General features: G+C 62.5%; 20 protein-coding genes. 11 read left to right on the forward strand and 9 right to left on the reverse strand.

Translation table 11 applies throughout. The annotated features are described in order from the left end of the window. Window positions 1–52 precede the first annotated feature (52 nt). Genes KUW17_RS02545 through KUW17_RS02560 form a run of 4 tightly spaced genes read left to right on the forward strand, consistent with a single transcriptional unit; the run spans window position 53 to window position 4,315 of the window. The gene (locus KUW17_RS02545; RefSeq protein WP_222475683.1) at window positions 53–1,681 is read left to right on the forward strand and encodes a murein L,D-transpeptidase; all 1,629 of its coding nucleotides are present in this window, start codon (window positions 53–55) and stop codon (window positions 1,679–1,681) included. Window positions 1,682–1,720: 39 nt separating this feature from the next. Continuing rightward, entirely contained in the window at window positions 1,721–2,794 is a 1,074-nt protein-coding gene (lpxD, locus tag KUW17_RS02550) for a UDP-3-O-(3-hydroxymyristoyl)glucosamine N-acyltransferase (RefSeq protein WP_222475685.1), read from the forward strand. Between the two features lie 48 nt (window positions 2,795–2,842). Further along, window positions 2,843–3,100 (forward strand): acyl carrier protein, encoded by a 258-nt coding sequence (locus KUW17_RS02555; protein ID WP_222475687.1) that lies wholly within the window; start codon window positions 2,843–2,845, stop codon window positions 3,098–3,100. A 6-nt stretch (window positions 3,101–3,106) separates the two neighbouring features. After that, window positions 3,107–4,315 carry a beta-ketoacyl-[acyl-carrier-protein] synthase family protein gene (locus tag KUW17_RS02560; RefSeq protein WP_222475689.1) on the forward strand — a complete coding sequence of 403 codons (1,209 nt, stop codon included), beginning with the start codon at window positions 3,107–3,109 and terminating at the stop codon, window positions 4,313–4,315. Between the two features lie 64 nt (window positions 4,316–4,379). On the opposite strand, the gene KUW17_RS02565 is transcribed toward KUW17_RS02560, so the two are convergent. Continuing rightward, complete coding sequence (locus KUW17_RS02565) at window positions 4,380–5,030, reverse strand: invasion associated locus B family protein (protein WP_222475690.1); 651 nt, start codon at window positions 5,028–5,030, stop codon at window positions 4,380–4,382. Between the two features lie 494 nt (window positions 5,031–5,524). Between KUW17_RS02565 and KUW17_RS02570 the strand changes: the two genes are divergently transcribed. Then, complete coding sequence (locus KUW17_RS02570; protein ID WP_222475692.1) at window positions 5,525–7,069, forward strand: helicase HerA-like domain-containing protein; 1,545 nt, start codon at window positions 5,525–5,527, stop codon at window positions 7,067–7,069. Between the two features lie 32 nt (window positions 7,070–7,101). Here KUW17_RS02570 and KUW17_RS02575 read toward each other — a convergent pair whose 3' ends face one another. The 6 genes from KUW17_RS02575 to KUW17_RS02600 all read right to left on the reverse strand — a co-directional run bounded on the left by KUW17_RS02575 (window position 7,102) and on the right by KUW17_RS02600 (window position 12,788). Beyond that, window positions 7,102–7,350, reverse strand: coding sequence for a hypothetical protein (locus tag KUW17_RS02575; protein ID WP_222475695.1), 249 nt, complete (start codon window positions 7,348–7,350; stop codon window positions 7,102–7,104). A 197-nt stretch (window positions 7,351–7,547) separates the two neighbouring features. Further along, on the reverse strand, window positions 7,548–8,870 hold the full coding sequence (locus tag KUW17_RS02580) for a branched-chain amino acid ABC transporter permease (protein WP_222475697.1): 1,323 nt from the start codon (window positions 8,868–8,870) through the stop codon (window positions 7,548–7,550). Further along, window positions 8,867–9,877 carry a branched-chain amino acid ABC transporter permease gene (locus tag KUW17_RS02585; protein WP_222475699.1) on the reverse strand — a complete coding sequence of 337 codons (1,011 nt, stop codon included), beginning with the start codon at window positions 9,875–9,877 and terminating at the stop codon, window positions 8,867–8,869. Before KUW17_RS02585 ends, KUW17_RS02580 begins: the two co-directional genes overlap by 4 nt. Before the next feature lie 3 nt (window positions 9,878–9,880). Beyond that, window positions 9,881–10,711 carry an ABC transporter ATP-binding protein gene (locus KUW17_RS02590; RefSeq protein WP_222475701.1) on the reverse strand — a complete coding sequence of 277 codons (831 nt, stop codon included), beginning with the start codon at window positions 10,709–10,711 and terminating at the stop codon, window positions 9,881–9,883. Next, window positions 10,708–11,496, reverse strand: a complete 789-nt coding sequence (locus KUW17_RS02595; RefSeq protein ID WP_027237606.1) for an ABC transporter ATP-binding protein — start codon at window positions 11,494–11,496, stop codon at window positions 10,708–10,710. The genes KUW17_RS02590 and KUW17_RS02595 overlap by 4 nt, the downstream gene beginning before the upstream one ends. Before the next feature lie 98 nt (window positions 11,497–11,594). After that, window positions 11,595–12,788: an ABC transporter substrate-binding protein gene (locus KUW17_RS02600; protein WP_174146976.1), complete on the reverse strand. Its 1,194-nt coding sequence runs from the start codon at window positions 12,786–12,788 to the stop codon at window positions 11,595–11,597. Between the two features lie 186 nt (window positions 12,789–12,974). On the opposite strand from KUW17_RS02600, the gene KUW17_RS02605 reads away from it, so the two are divergent. Further along, window positions 12,975–14,078, forward strand: a complete 1,104-nt coding sequence (locus KUW17_RS02605; RefSeq protein ID WP_222475702.1) for a PQQ-dependent sugar dehydrogenase — start codon at window positions 12,975–12,977, stop codon at window positions 14,076–14,078. A gap of 21 nt (window positions 14,079–14,099) precedes the next feature. On the opposite strand, the gene KUW17_RS02610 is transcribed toward KUW17_RS02605, so the two are convergent. Continuing rightward, window positions 14,100–15,104, reverse strand: a complete 1,005-nt coding sequence (locus KUW17_RS02610; RefSeq protein WP_222475703.1) for a GlxA family transcriptional regulator — start codon at window positions 15,102–15,104, stop codon at window positions 14,100–14,102. A 183-nt stretch (window positions 15,105–15,287) separates the two neighbouring features. Between KUW17_RS02610 and KUW17_RS02615 the strand changes: the two genes are divergently transcribed. Further along, on the forward strand, window positions 15,288–16,658 hold the full coding sequence (locus KUW17_RS02615) for a class II 3-deoxy-7-phosphoheptulonate synthase (RefSeq protein ID WP_222475704.1): 1,371 nt from the start codon (window positions 15,288–15,290) through the stop codon (window positions 16,656–16,658). Between the two features lie 166 nt (window positions 16,659–16,824). Here KUW17_RS02615 and KUW17_RS02620 read toward each other — a convergent pair whose 3' ends face one another. Beyond that, window positions 16,825–17,649: a PAS domain-containing protein gene (locus KUW17_RS02620; protein ID WP_261396945.1), complete on the reverse strand. Its 825-nt coding sequence runs from the start codon at window positions 17,647–17,649 to the stop codon at window positions 16,825–16,827. 240 nt (window positions 17,650–17,889) lie between these two features. On the opposite strand from KUW17_RS02620, the gene KUW17_RS02625 reads away from it, so the two are divergent. The 4 genes from KUW17_RS02625 (at window position 17,890) to KUW17_RS02640 (ending at window position 21,098) form a co-directional block, all read left to right on the forward strand. After that, the gene (locus KUW17_RS02625) at window positions 17,890–18,786 is read left to right on the forward strand and encodes a YicC/YloC family endoribonuclease (RefSeq protein ID WP_222476284.1); all 897 of its coding nucleotides are present in this window, start codon (window positions 17,890–17,892) and stop codon (window positions 18,784–18,786) included. 16 nt (window positions 18,787–18,802) lie between these two features. Continuing rightward, on the forward strand, window positions 18,803–19,444 hold the full coding sequence (gmk, locus tag KUW17_RS02630; RefSeq protein ID WP_222475706.1) for a guanylate kinase: 642 nt from the start codon (window positions 18,803–18,805) through the stop codon (window positions 19,442–19,444). Next, window positions 19,441–19,962 (forward strand): gamma carbonic anhydrase family protein, encoded by a 522-nt coding sequence (locus KUW17_RS02635; RefSeq protein ID WP_222475708.1) that lies wholly within the window; start codon window positions 19,441–19,443, stop codon window positions 19,960–19,962. The genes gmk and KUW17_RS02635 overlap by 4 nt, the downstream gene beginning before the upstream one ends. 95 nt (window positions 19,963–20,057) lie before the next feature. Then, window positions 20,058–21,098 carry a sensor histidine kinase gene (locus tag KUW17_RS02640; protein ID WP_222475710.1) on the forward strand — a complete coding sequence of 347 codons (1,041 nt, stop codon included), beginning with the start codon at window positions 20,058–20,060 and terminating at the stop codon, window positions 21,096–21,098.

The raw sequence follows: 21,098 nt of genomic DNA on the forward strand, positions 1-21,098 counted from the left end.
TTCAGATAGGCACTGCCAGAATTGACAAAAAACGGCGCAAGGACCGGAAATTATGACGCGTGCTTTTGCAGGAACCTTCTTGCCAGGGATCAAAGCCGGGCTGTTTGCCCTGGCACTGGGCGGGCTGGCCGCCGGGGCGGTCTCCGGTTCTGCACAGGCTGAGGTTCCGGCGGCTTTCCGCCAGGCCGTTGCCGAGGCGGCTTACGGCAATGACGCTGTGGCGAAATTTTACCGTGAAAACGGCTATCAGGCGATTTGGACCGGTCAGGATGAGACATCGCGCCAGCGCCGGAATGCGTTGCTGGCGGCGTTGAACGACACCCAGGCGCACGGCTTGCCGGACCGGTCTGCAGAAGTCAGCGCCCTGGTGCAGCAGATGCGCGACGTCAGCACCACCCGCGATATCGGCACTGTCGAGGCCGCGCTGAGTAAAGCGCTGGTGGAATATGCCACCGATCTGCAAACCGGCATTCTGGTGCCGTCGAAGATCGATGACGGCATGGTGCGCAAGAAACATACCGTGGACGGAAGCAGCTTTCTTGCCGGTATCATGGACGCCCAGCCTTACGCATATATGCGCAGCCTGGTGCCCGCGTCACAGCAGTACCGCAGCCTGATGCGGGAAAAGCTGCGGCTGGAGCAACTGCTGGCTGCAGGCGGCTGGGGCTCGGCTGTCAATGCCAAGAAGCTGGAGAAGGGCGACCAGGGACCGGCCGTGATTGCCCTGCGCAACCGGCTGATGGCCATGGGCTATCTTCAGCGCAGCGCCTCGCGCAGCTATGACGCGGCGCTGGAAAAAGCGGTGCAAGGGTTTCAGGCCGATCATGGCCTGGAGACCGACGGCGTGGCCGGCCCCGGCACCATTGACGAGATCAACAAGCCGGTGAGCGCACGGCTCAAGTCCGTCATCATCGCGATGGAGCGCGAACGCTGGCTGACACCCGACCGCGGCGAGCGGCATATTCTTGTCAACCAGACCGATTTCACAGCCAAGATCGTCGACAATGGCGATGTGACCTTTGAAACCCGCTCGGTGATCGGCAAAAACACCCATGACCGCCGCAGCCCGGAATTTTCGGACGAGATGGAGCATATGGTGATCAATCCGAGCTGGTATGTGCCGCGCTCGATCATCACCAAGGAATACCTGCCGAAGCTGCAAAGCAACCCCAACGCGGTCGGCCATATCCAGATCACCGACAGCCGCGGCCGGGTGGTGAACCGCAGCACGGCGGACTTCTCGCAGTATACTGCGCGCAACTTCCCCTATGCCATGAAGCAGCCGCCCAGCAGCCGCAACGCGCTGGGTCTGGTCAAGTTCATGTTTCCGAACAAATACAACATCTATCTGCACGACACGCCGCAGAAGAGCCTGTTTGCCCGCGAGGTGCGCGCCTTCTCGCATGGCTGCATCCGCTTGGCGCAGCCGTTTGAATTCGCCTATGCGCTGCTGGCGCGCCAGACCGAGAATCCCAAGGATTTCTTCCACCGCATCCTGAACAGCGGCCGGGAAACCAAGGTTGAGCTGGAACAGAAAGTGCCGGTCCATATCATCTACCGGACCGCCATCGTGACCGGCAAAGGCCGCGCGGAGTTCCGCCGCGATGTCTATGGGCGCGACGCCAAGGTCTGGGCCGCTCTGGAGCGGGCAGGGGTGGCGCTGCCCAGCATTCAGGGATAAATGTCGGGCCCAAACAGGATTATTCTGAAAGGGCCTGCCATGTTCACAATCCGCCAGATCGCTGAGTCCCTGGGCGCAGAGGCCCAGGGCGACCTGGACCTGCAAATCGCAGGCGCGGCAGAGCCGCAGGATGCCGGTGCGGACCAGATCGCGATGGCGATGGCTCCGAAATACGCAGAAGGCCTCGCAGCCGGCAAGGCGCAGGCTGCCATCCTGTGGGAAGGCGCGGACTGGGAATCCTTTGGCCTGAAGGCCGCCATTTTTGCGCCGCGCCCGCGGATGACGATGTCGGGTGTGACCGCGATGCTGGACCGCGGCCAGGGATTTGCCGAGGGCATCCACCCGTCCGCAGTCATTGATCCAACAGCCGAACTGGGCGAAGGCGTTTCGGTCGGGCCGCTCTCCATTGTCGGGGCCGGCGCCAAGATCGGCGCCCGTTCGGTTATCGGGCCGCATTGCTATGTCGGTGCGTATGCGGTGATCGGTGAGGACGCGCATCTGCGTGAAATGGTTTCAATCGGCGCCCGCGCCGCCATCGGCAACCGTTTCCGTGCCCAGCCGGGCGCCCGGGTCGGCGGCGATGGCTTTTCCTATGTCACTCCCGAAGTTTCCGGTGCCGAGAATGCGCGCAAGACCATGGGCGACCAGGGCGAGGCCAAGGCGCAGTCCTGGGTTCGGATTCACTCGCTGGGCGCTGTGACAATCGGCGATGATGTTGAACTGGGCTCCAACTGCACCGTCGACAACGGCACCATCCGCGATACGGTGATCGGCAATGGCACCAAGCTCGACAACCTCGTGCACGTTGGCCACAACACCCGCGTCGGCAACGACTGCCTGCTCTGCGGCCAGACCGGTGTGTCCGGTTCCGTCGATATCGGCAACAACGTTGTTCTGGGCGGCCAGACCGGCGTGGTCGACAATATTTTCATCGGTGACGGGGTGATTTCCGGCGGCGGCACCAAGATCCTGTCAAATGTGCCCGCTGGCCGCGTGATCATGGGCTATCCGGGCGTCAAGATGGAAACCCATACCGAGATGTATAAGGCACAGCGCCGCCTGCCGCGTTTGATGCGTGACATCGAATTGTTAAAAAAGGCTGTTTTCAAGTAACTGTCTAATACCTACATCAGCCTCAGGCAGAAAATCGGGGATCCTTACATGAGCACGCAGGACAAGGTCATTGCAATCATTGCCGAACAGGCGGTTCTGGAGCCGTCGGATGTGACCCTCGACAGCACATTGGAAGATCTCGGCATCGACAGTCTGGGGCTGGTGGAAAGCATCTTTGCGATCGAGGAAGAGTTCGACATTTCGATCCCGTTCAACGCCAATGCGCCCGAGCAGAGCGATTTCGATATCTCCAATGTCGCGGCAATCGTCGCCGGGATCGACAAGCTGGTAATGGAAAAAGCGTAAAGCTCAATGAAACGAGTCGTTATCACCGGGGCGGGAACCATCAATGCCCTGGGCCATTCCGTTCCCGAAACACTGGAGGCGATGCGCGAGGGCCGTTGCGGCATCGGCGAGCTGGAATTCCGCGATGTGGATCGGCTGGCGATCAAGATCGGCGGCCAGGTCCGCGGGTTTGAGGCCGAGGGCCGTTTCAACCGTCAGCAGATGAGCCTCTATGACCGGTTCACCCAGTTCACCCTGACCGCCGCCAAGGAGGCCATCGAGCAATCCGGGCTTGAGTTTCACGGCGATCTGTCCGCCAAGTCCGGCGTCGTGCTCGGCAATTCCGGCGGCGGCATGCAGACGCTGGATGAGAACTACCGCAGCGTTTACGAGGACGGCAAGAACCGGGTGCATCCGTTCGTGGTGCCCAAGCTGATGAACAACGCCGCAGCCGGCCATGTGTCGATGCAGTTCAACCTCAAGGGGCCCAGCTTCACCGTGTCCACTGCCTGCGCCTCTTCCAATCACGCAATGGCGCAGGCGTTCCAGATGGTGCGTTCCGGCATGAGTCCGGTGATGATCACCGGCGGCTCGGAATCGATGCTCTGCTTTGGCGGGGTCAAGGCCTGGGAAGGCTTGCGGGTGATGTCCAAGGACGCCTGCCGCCCGTTCAGCGCCAACCGCAACGGCATGGTGCAGGGCGAAGGCGCCGGCATTTTCGTGTTCGAGGAATACGAGCACGCCAAAGCCCGCGGCGCCGAAATCCTGTGCGAAGTCATCGGCTTTGCCATGTCTTCGGATGCGGCAGATATCGTCATGCCCAGCAAACAGGGCGCTGCTCGGGCCATTGCCGGGGCGCTGCAGGATGCCCGCATCGACGCCTCGGAGGTCGGATATATCAACGCTCACGGCACCGGCACGGCTGCAAATGACAAGACGGAATGTGCCGCGGTGGCGGATGTATTCGGACCGCAGGCCGACAATCTGATGATATCTTCCACCAAATCCATGCACGGCCACCTGATCGGCGGCACCGGCGCGGTGGAGCTTCTGGCCTGCATCATGGCGCTGCGCGACGGGGTGATCGCGCCGACGATCGGGTATCAGGAGGCTGACCCGGAATGCGCATTGGACGTGGTGCCGAACGAGGCGCGCGAGGCCCGGGTCGATGTGGCGCTGTCCAACGCCTTTGCCTTTGGCGGGCTGAACGCGGTGCTGGCGCTGCGCAAGGTCTGACAGCAGCGCAAATAAAAACGCCGCGGCCTGAGGGGCGCGGCGTTTCCTGTTCCAGGCGCAGGGCTTACTGCTTGACCACGTCGACGACGTCATAGCCTGCAGTGAAGCCGCTCAGCGACAGTTTCATCTGCACCACCTGATCCGGCGCCGGGGCAGGGCGCAGCGACAGTATGGCTTCCTTGCCCTTCTTGAAGGCGTCGATGTCGCCTTGGGTCAGACCGATCTGCGCCACGCAGCCCAGCGGGTTGCAGAAGGAATAGTTGTAGCGCTTGGCAGGCGCCCCGTCGATGGAGATGGTCAGTGCCGCAGGCAGCAGGGTTTCCAGCGGCACGATCACGGTGGCGCCGGCTACCGCCTGGCCGCCTTGCTGCTCGATGCGGAACATCGACACTTCGGCCATGGGGTTGCCCTGCGGGCCTTCCAGCACCTGCAGCAGCGAGCAGGGGTCGGTTTCGGCCTCGGTGCGGATGCAGGCCAGATCCCAGTCGCCATGCTTTTCCTTGGAATAGCGTTCACCCAGTTTGGGGCCGTCGCTGACCGGTTCGCCGAGGTCCAGCAGCTGATCCGCTGTCGTTTCGGCCTGTTCCGTCTGCTCTGCCTGCGCGCCGGTTTCTTCGGTCGCGCCGGTTTCTTCCGCGGTGGTTTCCTGCGCCGCCAGCGGCGCGGTCACGGCAAGCACCGCGGCAAGCGTGATCGGGGTCAGGGACTTCAACATGAATGCCTCATTTTTTTTAAAGACGCTGCTTTCGCGTTTAACACGCCGTCCAGGCAGTGTCAGGTCCATAACAAAGGATCAGCGGGGAATTCCGCGCATGGCAGCTCAGCCATGGAAGCTATTGTAAAAATACAAAAAAGGGAACCGGACGGTTCCCTTTTTCGTGTTGGTCTCTCCCCGTCGGACTGGCCGACTTAGTTATTGCGTAGGACGTTACGAAAGGGCTGGCCATCGGTCAACATGCAAGTTCAAAAAAAAGCAGGGCAGCCGTGAATTCCTGTGAAACAAAGATGGGAAAAAGGGGTAGAGGCCGCCAATGCCCGAAAAACAGGCAGTAGAAACGCAAAAGAAGGCCGTGCACGAGGCACGGCCAGTCTGACAGGGAGGAAATGTCCGCCACGGCACCGCATATGCAGGGGCGGGCAAGATTGACTATCGCATTGAAAAGTTAACTTTGTATTGTTGTGCAAAGGGAAAAACACGCAGAGGCAGGCATGGCAGACAGCATCTTTCTTGGCGGCGGCGGTGACGGCTATGGGGAACCGCAGGGGCTGGACCTGAAGTACGCCAACCGCCACGGCCTGATTGCAGGCGCCACCGGCACCGGCAAGACCGTAACCCTGCAAATCCTGGCAGAGGGGTTTTCCAACGCCGGCGTGCCGGTGGTCATGGCGGATGTGAAGGGGGATCTGTCGGGGCTGGCAAACGCCGGATCGGAGAGCCACAAGCTGCACGATGCCTTCCGCTCCCGCGCGGACAAGATCGGGTTTGCGGATTACACCTACCATGCCTGCCCCGTCACCTTCTGGGATCTCTACGGTGAACAGGGCCACCCAGTGCGCACGACGGTGGCGGAGATGGGGCCGCTGCTGCTGGCGCGCCTGCTGGAGCTGAGCGAGCCGCAGGAAGGGATCTTGAATATCGCCTTCCGGCTCTCCGACGAAGAGGGGCTGCCGCTTCTGGATCTGAAGGATCTGCAGGCGCTGCTGGTCTGGATCGGCGAAAACCGCAGCCAGTTGTCGCTGCGCTACGGCAATGTCTCCACCGCGTCGATCGGTGCCATCCAGCGCCGTCTGCTTGTGTTGGAGAACCAGGGCGGCGCGGGCCTGTTCGGCGAACCCGCTTTGGCGCTCAGCGACCTGATGCGCTGTGACGCTAATGGCAGGGGGATGGTGAACATCCTGGCCGCGGACAAGCTGATGGCGGCGCCCGGGCTTTACTCAACCTTCCTGCTGTGGCTCCTTAGCGAGCTGTTCGAGGAACTGCCGGAAGTGGGCGACCCTGACAAGCCGCGGCTGGTGTTCTTCTTTGATGAGGCGCATTTGCTGTTCGACGATGCGCCCAAGGCACTGATCGACAAGGTGGAGCAGGTCGCCCGGCTGATCCGCTCCAAGGGGGTCGGCATCTATTTCATCACCCAGAATCCCGCCGATGTGCCGGAGGACATTCTGGGCCAGCTCGGCAACCGCATCCAGCACGCGCTGCGAGCCTTCACCGCCAAGGACCGCAAGAACTTGCGCCTGGCGGCGGAGACTTACCGTGAAAACCCGCGGTTTTCGACCGAAAATGCAATCCGCGAGGTCGGGGTCGGCGAAGCCGTCACGTCGATGCTGCAGAAGAAAGGCGTGCCTGGTGTGGTGGAACGGACATTGATCCGCCCGCCCAGCACGCAGCTGGGGCCGATCACCGCGGATGAGCGCAAGAAGATTCTGAAGGCTTCTGAAATGGCGGGAAAATACGACACCGCAATGGACCGCCGGTCGGCCTATGAGATCCTGGCCCAGCGGGCGCAGTCCGCAGCGCAGGAGGCGGAAACCGCAGAAGAAGCGGCTGAGGAGTCTTCGGAGCCGATGGCGCGGGAGTTCAATGCCGCGCGCCGGTACTCCGGCTCCCGGATCAGCCGGTCCACCTCACGTTCCTACAAGCAAAAGGACACCTTTACCTCTGCCATGTCGGAGGCAGTGATCAAGGAGTTGAAGGGAACCACCGGCCGCCGGATCGTCCGCGGCATTCTTGGCAGCCTTTTCAAAGGCCGCTGACTGAAAACAGGCACATGCATTGAGGGTTGTTTTCAACCCTCTTTCTTTTGCCTGTAGCCCTCACGCTTGCAGATGTCATCGGCTTCCTGGACGGTCATCGACGCCGGGCGATCGATCGAGCGGTCCCACAGGACCCGCTCTTTGGTGTAGAGCTGACAAGTGACGATGCCCTTGCTTGTTCTAAGTTGCACCGGAGCGGTTTCGAACTGCTCCGGGGAAACACAGCCCGTCAAAGCGGCAATTGCGCCGAAGGCGGCAAGGAACTTGAAAACAGTGTGCATGGCATTCGGCCTCATAGAACTCAGCTGAGTAGTAGCAGCCACCAAGAAACAAATAATTAAGGCACCGCTTGCACGGTTCTGGGGCAAAGCTTGGGCGTTCAATGCTGCGGGGAAATTGCGGCGGTCCTGTTGCACTGAGGCGCCGCAAGGGAGGCCAGGCCCTGACCGGAGGCTGTTTGGTCAGGGCCCTTGCCGTTTTACTTTTCGGGGATCAGCCCGCGCGGACTGAACCTGAGCACCAGAAGCAGGATCAGCCCCATGGTAAACAGCCGCATGTGCGAGGCGCTTTCCAAGAGATGCGCCTTCAGCGCGCTGCCTTCGGCCATGCCGGAAGTGACCAGTTCCATCAGCAGGATGCCCATCGGCTCCACCTTGATCCAGAAGAACCAGATCAGCATGCCGCCCAGCACCGCGCCGAAGTTGTTGCCGGAACCGCCGACAATCACCATCACCCAGATCAGGAAGGTGAAGCGCAGCGGGTTGTAGGTGCCCGGCGTCATCTGGCTGTCCAGCGTGGTCATCATCGCACCGGCAATGCCGCAGATGGCGGAGCCGAGCACGAAGATCTGCAGGTGGCGGCGGGTCACATCCTTGCCCATCGCCTCTGCCGCGGTCTCGTTGTCGCGGATCGCGCGCATCATCCGGCCCCAGGGGCTTTTCAGTGCCATCTGCGCCATCCACAGAAGCGCCAGCAGCACCACGGTGAACATCAGCGCGTAGCCCGCCTTCACATAGACAGTCGACGCGGTGACCGGGTCAATGCCCCAGCTTGCCGCGCGCTCCACAAAGGACGGATCGCTTTGCAGGTCCACCTCATAGGGCAGCGGGCGCGGCAGACCGACGACGTTCTTCACGCCGCGCGACAGCCAATCCTCGTTCTTCAGGACTGCAATGATGATTTCGGCAATGCCGAGGGTGGCAATCGCCAGGTAGTCCGAGCGCAGGCCCAGGGCAGTCTTGCCGATCAGCCAGGCGGCACCGGCCGCCAGCAGGCCGCCAGCGGGCCAGGCCAGCAGCACCGGCAGGCCCAGGCCGCCGATATTGCCCTGCAGCGCGGGGTTGATCGCCTCGACCGAACCCACCGCCGGATCGAAGATCGCCCGGTAGACGAAGAAACCCGCGATAAGCACAACGGCCAGAACCAGCGCACGCAGTTTGCCTGCCGGCATGAACTTGGTGATCATCACCGCGGCCACAACGGTCAGCGCGCCCATCACCAGCGCCATCACGATGCTGACGCCGCCCGACGACCAGGCCGCCGGGATCACCGGCGTGGACACCAGCACCACGGCCAGACCGCCAAGCGCGGTGAAGCCCATGATGCCGACGTTGAACAGCCCGGCAAAGCCCCACTGGATGTTCACCCCGATGGCCATGATGGCGGAGATCAGCCCCATGTTCAGGATCACCAGCGCCGAGTTCCAGGAACCGGAGAAGAACAGGAAGTCGGTCATTCCTTCCAGCAGGATCATCACGCCGACAAAGACGAAAAGAAGGGTATGTTTCATGGTCTCGGTCATACCGCTTTCCCTTTGAAAAGGCCGGTAGGCTTGAACAGGAGGACGACAATCAGGATCGCGAAGGAGACCGCGAACTTGTAGTCGGTGCTGAGGAGCTGAACCAGCCCGTCAGGCGCCAGGCTGTCCGGCAGGGAGTAGTTCAGAACCTTCTTCCAGGCATAAGTGATCGTCACTTCGGAGAAGGCGATGATGAAACCGCCGGCAATGGCACCGATCGGGTTGCCGAGACCGCCCACGATGGCGGAGGCAAAGATCGGCAGCAGCAGCTGGAAGTAGGTGAAGGGTTTGAACGACTTGTCGAGGCCATAGAGAACCCCGGCAATGGTCGCCAGTGCCGCCACGATCATCCAAGTGTACATCACCACGCGCTCCGGGTTGATGCCCGACAGCAGCGCCAGATCCTCGTTATCCGAGTAGGCGCGCATGGATTTGCCGGTGCGGGTTTTGTTCAGGAACCAGAACAGCACCGCCACCACGATCACCGCAGTGATCACGGTCAGCGCTTCTGTGGTCTTGATCGCCAGGCCTTCCTGCAGACCGGTGAGCTTCTTGAAGGTCCGCGCCGAGATCACGAAGCGCTCGCCATCGGTAAAGCGCTGATCGCCCGGCCCGATGATGAAACGCACGATGCCGTTCATCATGAACATCACACCGAGCGAGACCATGACGAAGATCACCGGCTTCGCCTTTTGCTGGCGATAGAACCGGTAGACGGTCCGGTCGGTGACCAGCGCCAGTGCAATGGTGCCCAGAATGCCGAACGGCAGCGCCAGCAGCGCGGTCGGCAGCGGCCCTGCGCTCAGGCCAACCGACTGGAACAGCCAGGTGAACAGGATGGTGACCATTGCGCCGAACGCCATGGTGTCGCCATGGGCAAAGTTCGAGAACCGCAGGATCCCGTAAATCAGCGTCACCCCCAGCGCGCCAAGCGCCAGCTGGCTGCCATAAGCCAGCCCGGGGACAATAACAAAGTTGGTAAGTGCCACGAGGGCGTTGAGAAGATCCATCTATCAGCCCCCTAGGAAAGATTTGCGCACTTCGGGATCGGCCAGCAGCTCCTTGCCAGTGCCGGTATAGGCATTGCGCCCCTGCACCAGAACATAGCCTTTGTCCGCGATCTCAAGCGCTTGCTTGGCGTTCTGCTCCACCATCAGGATCGGCAGCCCGGTGCGGGCGACCTCGATGATGCGGTCGAACAGCTCATCCATCACGATGGGGGAGACGCCCGCAGTCGGCTCGTCCAGCATCAGCACCTTGGGCTTTGTCATCAGCGCGCGGCCCACCGCCACCTGCTGGCGCTGGCCGCCGGACAGCTCGCCCGCGGGCTGGTTGCGTTTGTCGCGCAGGATCGGGAACAGATCATAGACCTGCTCCATCGTGTCCCGGAAATCATCAGTGCGGATAAACGCGCCCATCTCCAGGTTTTCCTCCACCGTCATCGAAGTGAAGATGTTGCTGGTCTGAGGCACAAAGCCCATGCCTTTGACCACCCGGTCCTGCGGGGTGAGCTGGGTGATGTCCTCGCCGTCCAGGCGCACGGCGCCGGAGCGCACGTTCAGCATCCCGAACACCGCCTTCATCGCGGTCGATTTGCCCGCGCCGTTGGGGCCGACGATCACTGCGATCTCGCCCTTGTCGACGGCGATGGTGCAGTCATGCAGGATGTCCGGTCCCTTGCCGTAACCGCCGGTCATGGTGTCGCCGATCAGGAACGGGCCGCCCTCGACCTTGTGCGTGGGGCCGCTTTTCAGATGGGCCGGCTGCATCGTGCCGATGCCTTTCACGTTGGTGATCGAGGCATCCTTGTTGCCGTGATCGTCCTGGTAGGGGTTGTCGCTCATGCGTCCGCCTCCAGCTTGTCTTTGTTTTTCAGACCGGTGCCCAGGTAGGCCTCGATCACATGCTCGTTTGCCTTGATCTCGTCCAGGGTGCCTTCGGCCAGCTTCTTGCCTTCGGCCATGCAGATCACCGGGTCGCACAGGCGGCCGATGAATTCCATGTCGTGCTCGATCACGACGAAGGTGTAACCGCGCTCCTCATTGAGGCGCTTGATGGCGTCGGCGATGGTATAAAGCAGGGTGCGGTTCACACCGGCGCCAACCTCGTCAAGGAAGACGATCTTGGCGTCCACCATCATCGTGCGTCCCAGCTCCAGCAGTTTCTTCTGGCCGCCGGAGACCTGGCCTGCCTTCAGGTCCGCGATGTGGCTGATGGTCAGAAACTCCAGCACCTCGTCAGCCTTGGCACGCAGCGCGCGTTCCTCGTCGGCGATCCGCTTGCGGCCGAACCAAGTGTTCCACAGCGTTTCCCCCGATTGCGCGCCCGGCACCATCATCAGGTTTTCCCGGCACGTCATCGAGGAGAACTCATGCGCGATCTGGAAGGTGCGCAGCAGCCCCTTGTGGAACAGCTCATGCGGCGGCAGGCCGGTGATGTCCTCACCGTCCATGGTGACCCGGCCTGAGGTCGGTTCAAGCACGCCTGCGATAACGTTGAAAAGAGTGGTTTTCCCGGCACCGTTCGGGCCGATCAAACCGGTTATGGACCCCTTGGCGATTTCCAGCGAGGCGCCGTCAACCGCGTGGAACCCGCCGAAGTGCTTGTGCAAGTCCTCGACGACGATCATGTCATTTCATCCCCTGCCGCGTTTTCGCGGCGTTTTTAATTTAGAACAGCCCGGGCGGAACCCGGGCTGACCTATCTTGGTTGCTTTTCAGATGCTTATCAGCGGAAGCGAAGGGTTTCGTTCTTGCCGTCCTTCACTTCGATCTCGCGGTAGGAGCCTGCGCTCTCACCCGGGCCGATCAGCTCAACGCCGGTTGCGCCCTGATAGTCGATGTCACCGCCAGCGGCGAGGATTTCCAGCGCCTTGCCCAGCTCACCGGGGTTGATCGGCTCGCCCGGGGCGTTTGCCACCTCCAGGATCTTGCCGACATAGTCCGCCGGGTTGGTGGAGTTGGCGGCCTGCATGGCCAGCAGGAACAGCGCCGCTGCGTCATAGGATTCGGACGCGTAGGCCGAGGTGCCGTCAAAGCCGCGTTCTTTTGCCATTTCGGCAAAGATTTCCGCGCCCTTGCTGTCGGAGCCCGCGATCTGGCCGAACGAGCCGTCCAGGTCTGCGCCAACGTTTGCAGGCAGGCTGTCGCCGATCATGCCGCCGGGCAGGCCGAAGGTTTCAAACGCACCGGAATCCAGCGCGCCCTGGATGATGCCCAGGCCGCCCTGGTCCAGGTAGCCCGCCACAACCAGCACATCGCCGCCGGCCGATGCCAGCGCGCCGACTTCTGCAGAGTAGTCGCCCTTGCCGTCTTCATGCGCGGTCACGATGGTGACTTCGCCGCCGACTTCCTCGAAAGAGGACTGGATCGCGTCCGCCAGGCCCTTGCCATAGTCGTTGTTGGTGTAGGTCAGGGCGATCGAATTGATGCCGCGCTCTTTCAGGATCTCGGCCATCACCTGGCCTTCGCGTGCGTCCGACGGCGAGGTGCGGAAGAACAGGCCGTTGTCTTCCATGGTCGACAGGCCGGGCGAGGTTGCGGACGGAGAGATCATCACCATGCCGTTCGGGATCGCCACGTTCTGCAGGATGGCGCCGGTCACGCCGGAGCAGTCGCCGCCGATGATGCCGTTCACGCCTTCAGCCACCAGCTTTTCGCCGTTTGCAACAGCCAGACCGTTATCGATGCAGCCGGTGTCGGCGCGGACCGGGGTCACGGTGGCGCTGTCCAGCAGCTTGCCGGATTTGGTGACTTCTTCCATGGCCAGCTCGGCGCCGTCGCCCATGGCAGGGGCTAGCGATTCAATCGGGCCGGTGAAGCCGAACAGCACGCCCAGTTTCACTTCCTTGGCATGGCCGCCGGCATATGCGGTGCCAGCAGTCAGCGCAGCGGCCGCAGTGGCCATCAGCAGTTTCTTCATTTGAGAACTCCCATTGTTGGAACAAAAATGTTCACATCGGACCCTAGGCAAGCCGTCTGGAAAAGAAAAGTCCTGTTGAGGCGTGAGATAGCAAAGAGTCCGTCCCGTTTTTCTCCGCTATTATCAGGTTATGAGCTGCGGAGCTGAGATTAATTTAAGCTTAAAGTAACGAAAGGGGAAGCGGAAATGTTGCATCGGTTACTCATTTTGACGGCTGTGCTTCTGCTGCTGCCGTTTTCGAAGACAGTTCAGGCGGATACCATGAACAGCAGCCTTGGCCGGCTGCATGTCACCAAGATGGCCGGCGGGTTTGACGTTCCCTGGGGCTTTGCCTTTCTGCCCGGCGGCGGTTTCCTGGTGACAGAGCGTGACGGAGCGCTGTTTTACGTAAGAGACGGGAAAAAGAATCAGGTCCGCGGCACGCCCGCCGTGGCGGCGGAGGGGCAGGGCGGGCTGCTGGATGTCATGGTGCCGCGGGACTTTCAAACCAGTCGCGAGGTCTTCCTGACTTTCGCCAAGCGCCAAGGGCGCGGCGCAGGCACCGCCTTGGCCGCCGGCCGCCTCAGCCGGGACAATGCCTCCCTGACGGATCTGCGTATCCTGTTCGAGGCCGCGCCCGGATCCAGGGGCGGGCGGCATTTCGGCTCCCGCGTGGTCGAGGCGCGTGACGGAACCCTGTTTGTTTCGCTGGGGGAACGCGGCGACCGGCCCAGCGCCCAGGACCTGCGGCTGCACCAAGGGTCCGTGGTAAGGATAAACAGGGACGGTACAGTGCCGGCCGGCAATCCCTTTGCCGGCCACAAGGACACACAGCCGGAGATCTGGTCCTATGGCCACCGCAATCCGCAAGGCATGGCATTGGATCTGCAGGGCAACCTGTGGGTAGCGGAACATGGCGCCAAAGGCGGCGATGAGGTGAACCGGGTCCGCAAGGGGGCCAATTACGGCTGGCCGGTGATCTCCTACGGCCGCCATTACTCCGGTGCCAAAATCGGCGCGGGCACCGCGCTGCCCGGGATGGAGCAGCCCGAATGGTACTGGGACCCCTCCATGGCGCCGTCCGGCATGATGATCTATTCCGGCCGGATGTGGCCTGAGTGGCGCGGCGATATCTTCGTCGGCTCGCTCAAGTTCGACTATATCTCCCGGCTTTCCGGGGCGCCGCTGAAGGAGGCCGAGCAACTGCGCGGCAGAGCAACCGGGCGCATCCGCGATGTGCAGGAGGCGCCCGATGGCAGCATCTGGTTCGCCTCGGAGGGCGAAGGGGCGGTTTTCAGGATTTCCCGCTAGCCAGGGCGCGGGCCGCGGCCGTCACGTCTTATACGCCGCCGCCTTGCTGCCGCGCTCGCGGTAGGGGGTGGTGTCGTAATGCGCCCGGTAGCATTTGGAGAAATGCGACGGCGAGGCAAAGCCGCAGGCCAGCGCCACGTTGATCACGCTCATGTCCGTTTGCATCAGCAGGTTGCGCGCCTTCTGCAGCCGCAGCTCCATGTAATAGCGCTTCGGCGAGCGGTTCAGGTAGCGGCGGAACAGGCGCTCCAGCTGGCGGGTGGACATGCCCACATCCTGCGCCAGGATCGACGGGCTGATCGGCTCTTCGATATTGGCTTCCATCATCTGGATCACCATCGACAGTTTGGGATGGCGCACCCCGATGCGGGTCGGGATCGACAGCCGCTGGGTGTCCTGGTCGGTGCGGATCGAGGAATAGATCAGCTGGTCCGCCACTGAATTTGCCAGATCCTCGCCGTGGTCGTTTGCAATCAGCTTGAGCATCAGGTCGATCGAGGAGGTGCCGCCGGCCGTCGACAGCCGGTTGCCGTCGATGACAAACACCGATTTCGCCAGCTCAACCTCGTCGAACTCCTCGCCGAAGCTGTCGGCGTTTTCCCAGTGGATCGTCGCACGCTTGCCATCCAGCAGGCCGGCCTTGGCCAAAGTGTAGGACGCGGTGCACAGACCGCCGACCATCAGCCCCTTGCGGGCCTCGCGGCGCAGCCAGGACAGAACTTTCTTGGTGGAGGCGTCCTGCACATCAATGCCGCCGCAGACCATGATCGAGTCGTCGCGCTGCAGTTCGCCCAGATCGGAGTCCAACTGGAACACAGTGCCGGCGGAGCAGCTTACGGTTTCGCCGCCTTCACCGACCACGGTCCAGGTGTAAAGCTCGCGCCCCGCCATCCGGTTTGCGATCCGCAGCGATTCCATAGCGGCCGAAAAGCAAAGCAGGGTGAATTTGTCCAAGAGTACAAAAACGTACCTCTTCGGCTGGCCGGTGGCTATTCCAGAAACAGCAGGCTTGCGTGGCGTCTGCATGTGGCACGTCCTTCAAGAAACAGTCGTCAGGCCGCGAAAGCACGCTCCGCAGCAAGTCGGAAAACCGTGCTCACAGCTTGGACCCGGGGTCAAGTGGCCGCAATTCTAAACTGGCCTCCCCCCAGCGGATTTTGTATAGAGCACACAACATATTCTAAAGACCTCTGATGCGGAGATAAAGTCATGAGCGAATGGCAAAAAACGGACTGGCGCAACAAGCCGCGGGTTCAGATGCCGGACTACACGGATGCGGCAGCGCTGAACGCTGTCGAGGCTCAGCTTTCCAAGTACCCTCCGCTGGTCTTTGCCGGCGAAGCGCGCAGGCTGAAACAGCACCTGGGGGCGGCCGGGCGCGGCGAGGCGTTCCTGCTGCAGGGCGGCGACTGCGCCGAAAGCTTTGACCAGTTCAGCGCCGATGCGATCCGCGACACCTTCAAGGTGATGCTGCAGATGGCGATGGTGCTGACCTATGGCGCCAAGGTGCCGGTCGTGAAGGTGGGCCGCATGGCCGGCCAGTTCGCCAAGCCGCGCAGCGCGCCGACCGAGACCGTTGATGGGGTGGAACTGCCCAGCTACCGCGGCGACATCATCAATGAACTGGCATTCACACCCGATGCCCGCATCCCGAACCCGCAGAAAATGCTGCAGGCCTATACCCAGGCCGCCGCAACCCTGAACCTGCTGCGCGCCTTCTCCACCGGCGGCTTTGCCGACATGAGCCGGGTGCACTCCTGGACCCTGGGCTTCACCGACGAGCAGGAAGTCCAGAAATACAGCGAGATCGCGACCCGCATTCAGGACACCATCGACTTCATGGCGGCCGCCGGGATCAACGCCGACACCACCCATGAATTCTCTACCGTGGAATTCTACACCAGCCACGAAAGCCTGCTGCTGGAGTATGAAGAGGCGCTGACACGCCTCGACTCCACTTCCGGCAAATGGCTGGCCGGTTCCGGCCATATGATCTGGATCGGCGACCGCACCCGGCAGCCGGACGGCGCCCATGTGGAATTCTGCAGCGGCGTGCTGAACCCGATCGGCCTCAAATGCGGCCCGACCACCACCGCCGAGGACCTGAAGGTGCTGATGGCGCGCCTGAACCCGGAAAACGAAGAGGGCAAACTGACCCTGATCGCCCGCTTCGGCGCCGGCAAGGCGGGCGAGCATCTGCCGCGCCTGATCAAGGCGGTCAAGGAAGAGGGCGCCAATGTCACCTGGGTCTGCGACCCGATGCACGGCAACACCATCAAGTCCTCCACCGGCTACAAGACCCGCCCCTTCGAAAGCGTTCTGCGCGAAGTGCGCGACTTCTTCGGCGTGCACAAGGCCGAGGGCACCATCCCGGGCGGCGTGCACTTCGAGATGACCGGCCAGGACGTGACCGAATGCACCGGCGGCGTGCGCGCGGTGACCGAAGAAGACCTGAGCGACCGCTACCACACCGCCTGCGACCCGCGCCTGAATGCCAGCCAGTCGCTGGAACTGGCCTTCCTGGTGGCCGAGGAACTGTCCGCCCTGCGTGCAAGCCAGTCCGCCCGTCAGGCCGGCTGATCCGGGGCAGGCCGCGCACCGCCTGGGCGCGCGGCCCCTTGCAGAATGGATCGCTGAACAAAGAAGCGCCCCGGGGTTCTCCCTCGGGGCGCAGTCAATTCAAGTGCTATGACCTTGTACTTGAATGCAAAATCTTATGCAGCAGCCGGGCTGCCGCCCGCAGCGGTCAGTCGCGGCTGACCACCAGCCGCAGATGCGGTGCGCCGCTTCGTTTGGCAGAGGAAGGTTCGTCTGCCTGCGGCTTCTCATCCGCGCGCTCCGCACGGCTGCGGTCCAGCAATGCCCTGGCTTCCTCCAGCAGCGACCGCTCCGGCTTGAACCGCGCCTGTGTCTCTGCAAAACCCTGGTTCGGCTGGTTGACGCCGGTCTGCTCCGGCTCCGCCTCTTCCCGCGGCTTGGCCTTGAAGGCGGCAGACCCTGCGGAACTGCCCACTGCGCGCATCTCGATCGAGGTGATTGAGAACCGCTGCGAAGTGGCTGCTGTTCCCTCGTCCGCCACCAGGATGCCGAGCACCCGGCTGATATCTCCCAGGTCGCTGCGCAGCGGCAGCAGCAGCATGCGTGCTGCGCGCGGCGCCTTCTGGCGCGGTGCTTCGATCTGAAGCCCCAGTTCCACAACCGCCGGGGTTTCGAACATATGCTCCATCGCATTGCTCAGCTGCTTGCGGGCGTCGGCAGTGAAGAAGGCGGTCACCGGCATTCCGCGCACTTCCATTCCGGCCATCTCGTTGACCAGCGAACCGGCCAGGCGGAACCGGGCGATCCCGGGTGCGATGCGCTCCAGAATGAAGGTGTTGCTCAGGATGTTTTCCAGCCCGCGCGGATCGATCTGCGACCGGCTCGGAACATCATCGCCGCGGCGCAGCGCAGTCCAATAGGCCTCAGCCTGGCGGAGCGGCGACAGCGCGCCGCCTTTGCGGAAGCGGCTTATCGATACGACGTTTTCCTGCCCGCCGGGCAGGCCACGGCCACTGCGGCTGCCAAAAATCATCTCATTATCCCCTGCAAAGCCGGCCATCCCGAAGATCCTGTGCAGCTCCTTGCTGCCTTAAGACTTAGGGCCGGTTTGGTTACCCTGAAGTTAAGATGACACAATCTAATTCAAATTTGGACTAAATCTTAAAGCAATGGTTAACGCCCTTGCGCGGGGGTGTTTTTGCAAATGCGCTTGCACCCTGTACTTTCCAGACAGTAGAGCAGACCAATCACCAGCGAAATGAGGGCCATCCGCATGACCATCCGCAGCATGACCGCCTTTGCCTCGGCGCAGGGCAGTTCCGATCAGCACAGCTGGAGCTGGGAACTCCGCTCGGTCAACGCCAAGGGGCTGGATCTGCGGCTCCGGGTGCCGGACTGGCTGGAAGGGCTTGAAAACAACACACGCGCTGCTCTGGCCAAGGCGCTGGCGCGGGGCAATGTATCGCTGACCCTGCGGATCACCCGCACCGAAGACAGCGCCGGCCAGGTGCAGGTCAACACCGCTGTTCTGCAATCGGTGGTCAAGGCGCTGGGAGAGGCGCAATCCATGGCCAAGCAGAACCGGGTGGAGGTGCGCGCGGCCTCGGCGGCTGAGCTTCTGTCCTTCAAGGGCGTGCTGGAACAGTCCGCGGGCGACGATGATCCGGCGCCGCTGGTTGCCGCGCTCGGCAAGGAACTGGAAACCCTTGTGGCGGAATTCGTGCAGATGCGCGAGGCCGAGGGGGCTGCGCTTGCCGTAATCCTTAACGGCCAGCTGGAGCAGGTCGCGGCCCTGACCGCCCTGGCGGCAGAGCGCGCGGACGAGCGCAAGGCGAAGATGGCCGAAACGCTGAAGGCCAACCTGGCCCGCGTCATGGACAACGCCGACGGTGCCGATCCGGACCGTGTGGCGCAGGAGCTGGCATTGATTGCGGTCAAGGCGGATGTGACTGAAGAACTTGACCGTCTTGGCGCCCACGTCGCCGCCGCGCGCGATCTGCTGGTCAAGGGCGGCGCGGTGGGCCGCAAGCTCGACTTCCTGATGCAGGAATTCAACCGCGAGGCCAACACGCTCTGCTCAAAAGCCCAGAACAGCGGCTTGACGGCGGTAGGGCTTGAGCTGAAAACCGTGATCGACCAGATGCGCGAGCAGGTGCAGAACATAGAATAAGAAAAGGAGTGCCCAGATGGCGGACCGCCGCGGCCTTTTGATCATCCTCTCATCGCCTTCGGGCGCAGGCAAATCCACCCTGGCCCGCCGCCTGATGGCCTGGGACCCGGGCCTGAAGTTCTCGGTTTCTGCCACCACGCGCGCGCCGCGCCCGGGAGAGGAGCACGGACGCGAATACTACTTCATGTCCGAAGAAGCCTTCAAACAGCAGGTCGCCGAAGGGCAGATGCTGGAGCACGCCCACGTCTTCGGCAATTTCTACGGCTCACCCGCCGGCCCGGTGAAGGACACCATCGAGGCCGGCGAGGATGTGCTGTTCGATGTGGACTGGCAGGGCGAGATCCAGATCCGCAACTCCGATCTGGGCAAGCACGCGCTGTCGATCTTCATCCTGCCTCCTTCGATCACGGAACTGCGCCGCCGCCTGGAAACCCGGGCTCAGGACAGCGCCGAGGTGATCTCCAAGCGGATGATGAAAAGCTGGGATGAGATCAGCCACTGGGGCTATTATGATTACGTGCTGGTCAACGATGATCTGGACGAGACCGAGGCCAAGCTGAAGATCATCGTCGAGGCCGAGCGCATGCGCCGCATCCAGCAGCCCAAGCTGCAGGAGCATGTGCGCGCCCTGCAAACCCAGTTCGAGGAACAGTCATGACTCTTTACGCTCTTGGCGCGCACCAGCCGCAGATCCACGAAGACACATGGGTGGCCCCCGATGCCAACCTGATCGGAAAGGTGGTGATGGAGGCAGGCTCCTCGGTCTGGTTCGGCGTCACCATCCGCGCCGACCACGAGGAAATCCGCATCTGCGAAGGCACCAATGTGCAGGAAAACGTGGTGATGCATATTGATGCGGGCTATCCGCTGACCATCGGCAGGAACTGCACCATCGGCCACAAGGCAATGCTGCACGGCTGCACCATTGGCGAAAACACACTGGTCGGCATGGGCGCCACCATCCTGAACGGTGCGAAGATCGGCAAGAACTGCCTGATCGGGGCCGGGGCCTTGATCACCGAGAACAAGGAAATCCCCGACAACTCCCTGGTGATGGGCAGCCCTGGCAAGGTGGTGCGCGAGGTGGATGCGGCGCTGGCTGAAAAACTCACCCAAAGCGCGCTGCTCTACCAGGACAACATGCGCGGCTTCCGGGCGGAGCTGAAGCCGCTGTAGCCTGGGCCTTGGGCGGCGGACGGCTGCGCTGGCCTTGCCACAATAGATTTACACGGCGGCGGTACTCAGGCCGGACCTTCAACTGCGGGGACCAGATGACGACGGAGCTGATTGACGGATTCCTGGCAGCCATCCCGCTGCCCGCCGTGCTGGTGGACCAGACAGAGCGTTTCATCGCCGTGAACAGCGCCGCCGCTGCGCTTTTGGGGCAGGGGGTCAAGGGCCGCCATTTCGCGACCATCCTGCGCCAGCCCAGCGTTGCCACTGCCATCGAGGGCTGCCTGCGCGACCGCGAGGCCCGCACCGCGCGGCATCTGTCCAATGACGGCGCCCAGGACACCACCTTCACCGTCACCCTGCGCTATGTGCCGGGTATCGGTGCCGTCGGCGGCGGCGCCGTGCTGGCCTGTTTTGATGACATTACGGAACGCGAGCAGGCCAGCCAGATGCGCCGCGACTTTGTCGGCAATGTCAGCCATGAGCTGCGCACGCCGCTGACCGCTCTCATCGGTTTCATCGAAACCCTGCGCGGACCGGCCAGGGACGACGCAAAAGCGCGCGACCGGTTTCTGACCATCATGGAGGGCGAAGCCAGCCGGATGAACCGCCTGGTCGGGGATCTCTTGTCCCTCAACCGCGTGGAAAGCGAGGAGCGGGTGCGCCCCAAGGAGAAGGTGGACCTGTCCGGGCATCTGGCCTCCACGCTCAAGACACTGGCGCCGGTGGCTGAGGCCCGCGGCGCCACGATGACGCTGGAGGCGCCGGACGACCCCGTGTTTGTCACCGGCGACCCCGACCAGCTGCAGCAGGTCTTCACCAATCTGGTGGAAAACGCGGTGAAATACGGCGGCGACCAGGTTCGTGTGGTGCTCAGCTTCACCGGCCGCGACCTGGCGGTGCGCGCACCCGCTGCCCGCGTCCAGGTGATCGACAACGGCCCGGGAATCGATCCTGTCCACCTGCCGCGGCTGACAGAGCGCTTCTACCGCGCCGACAGCCACCGCTCGCGCGAGATGGGCGGCACCGGGCTGGGGCTGGCGATTGTAAAACACATCGTCAACCGCCACCGCGGACGGCTCCGGGTTGAAAGCGAGCTGGGGCAAGGATCTGTTTTCACAGTGATATTGCCGGAATAA

The sequence above is a fragment of the Leisingera aquaemixtae genome, assembly GCF_019801145.1.
Lineage (GTDB): Bacteria > Pseudomonadota > Alphaproteobacteria > Rhodobacterales > Rhodobacteraceae > Leisingera > Leisingera aquaemixtae_A.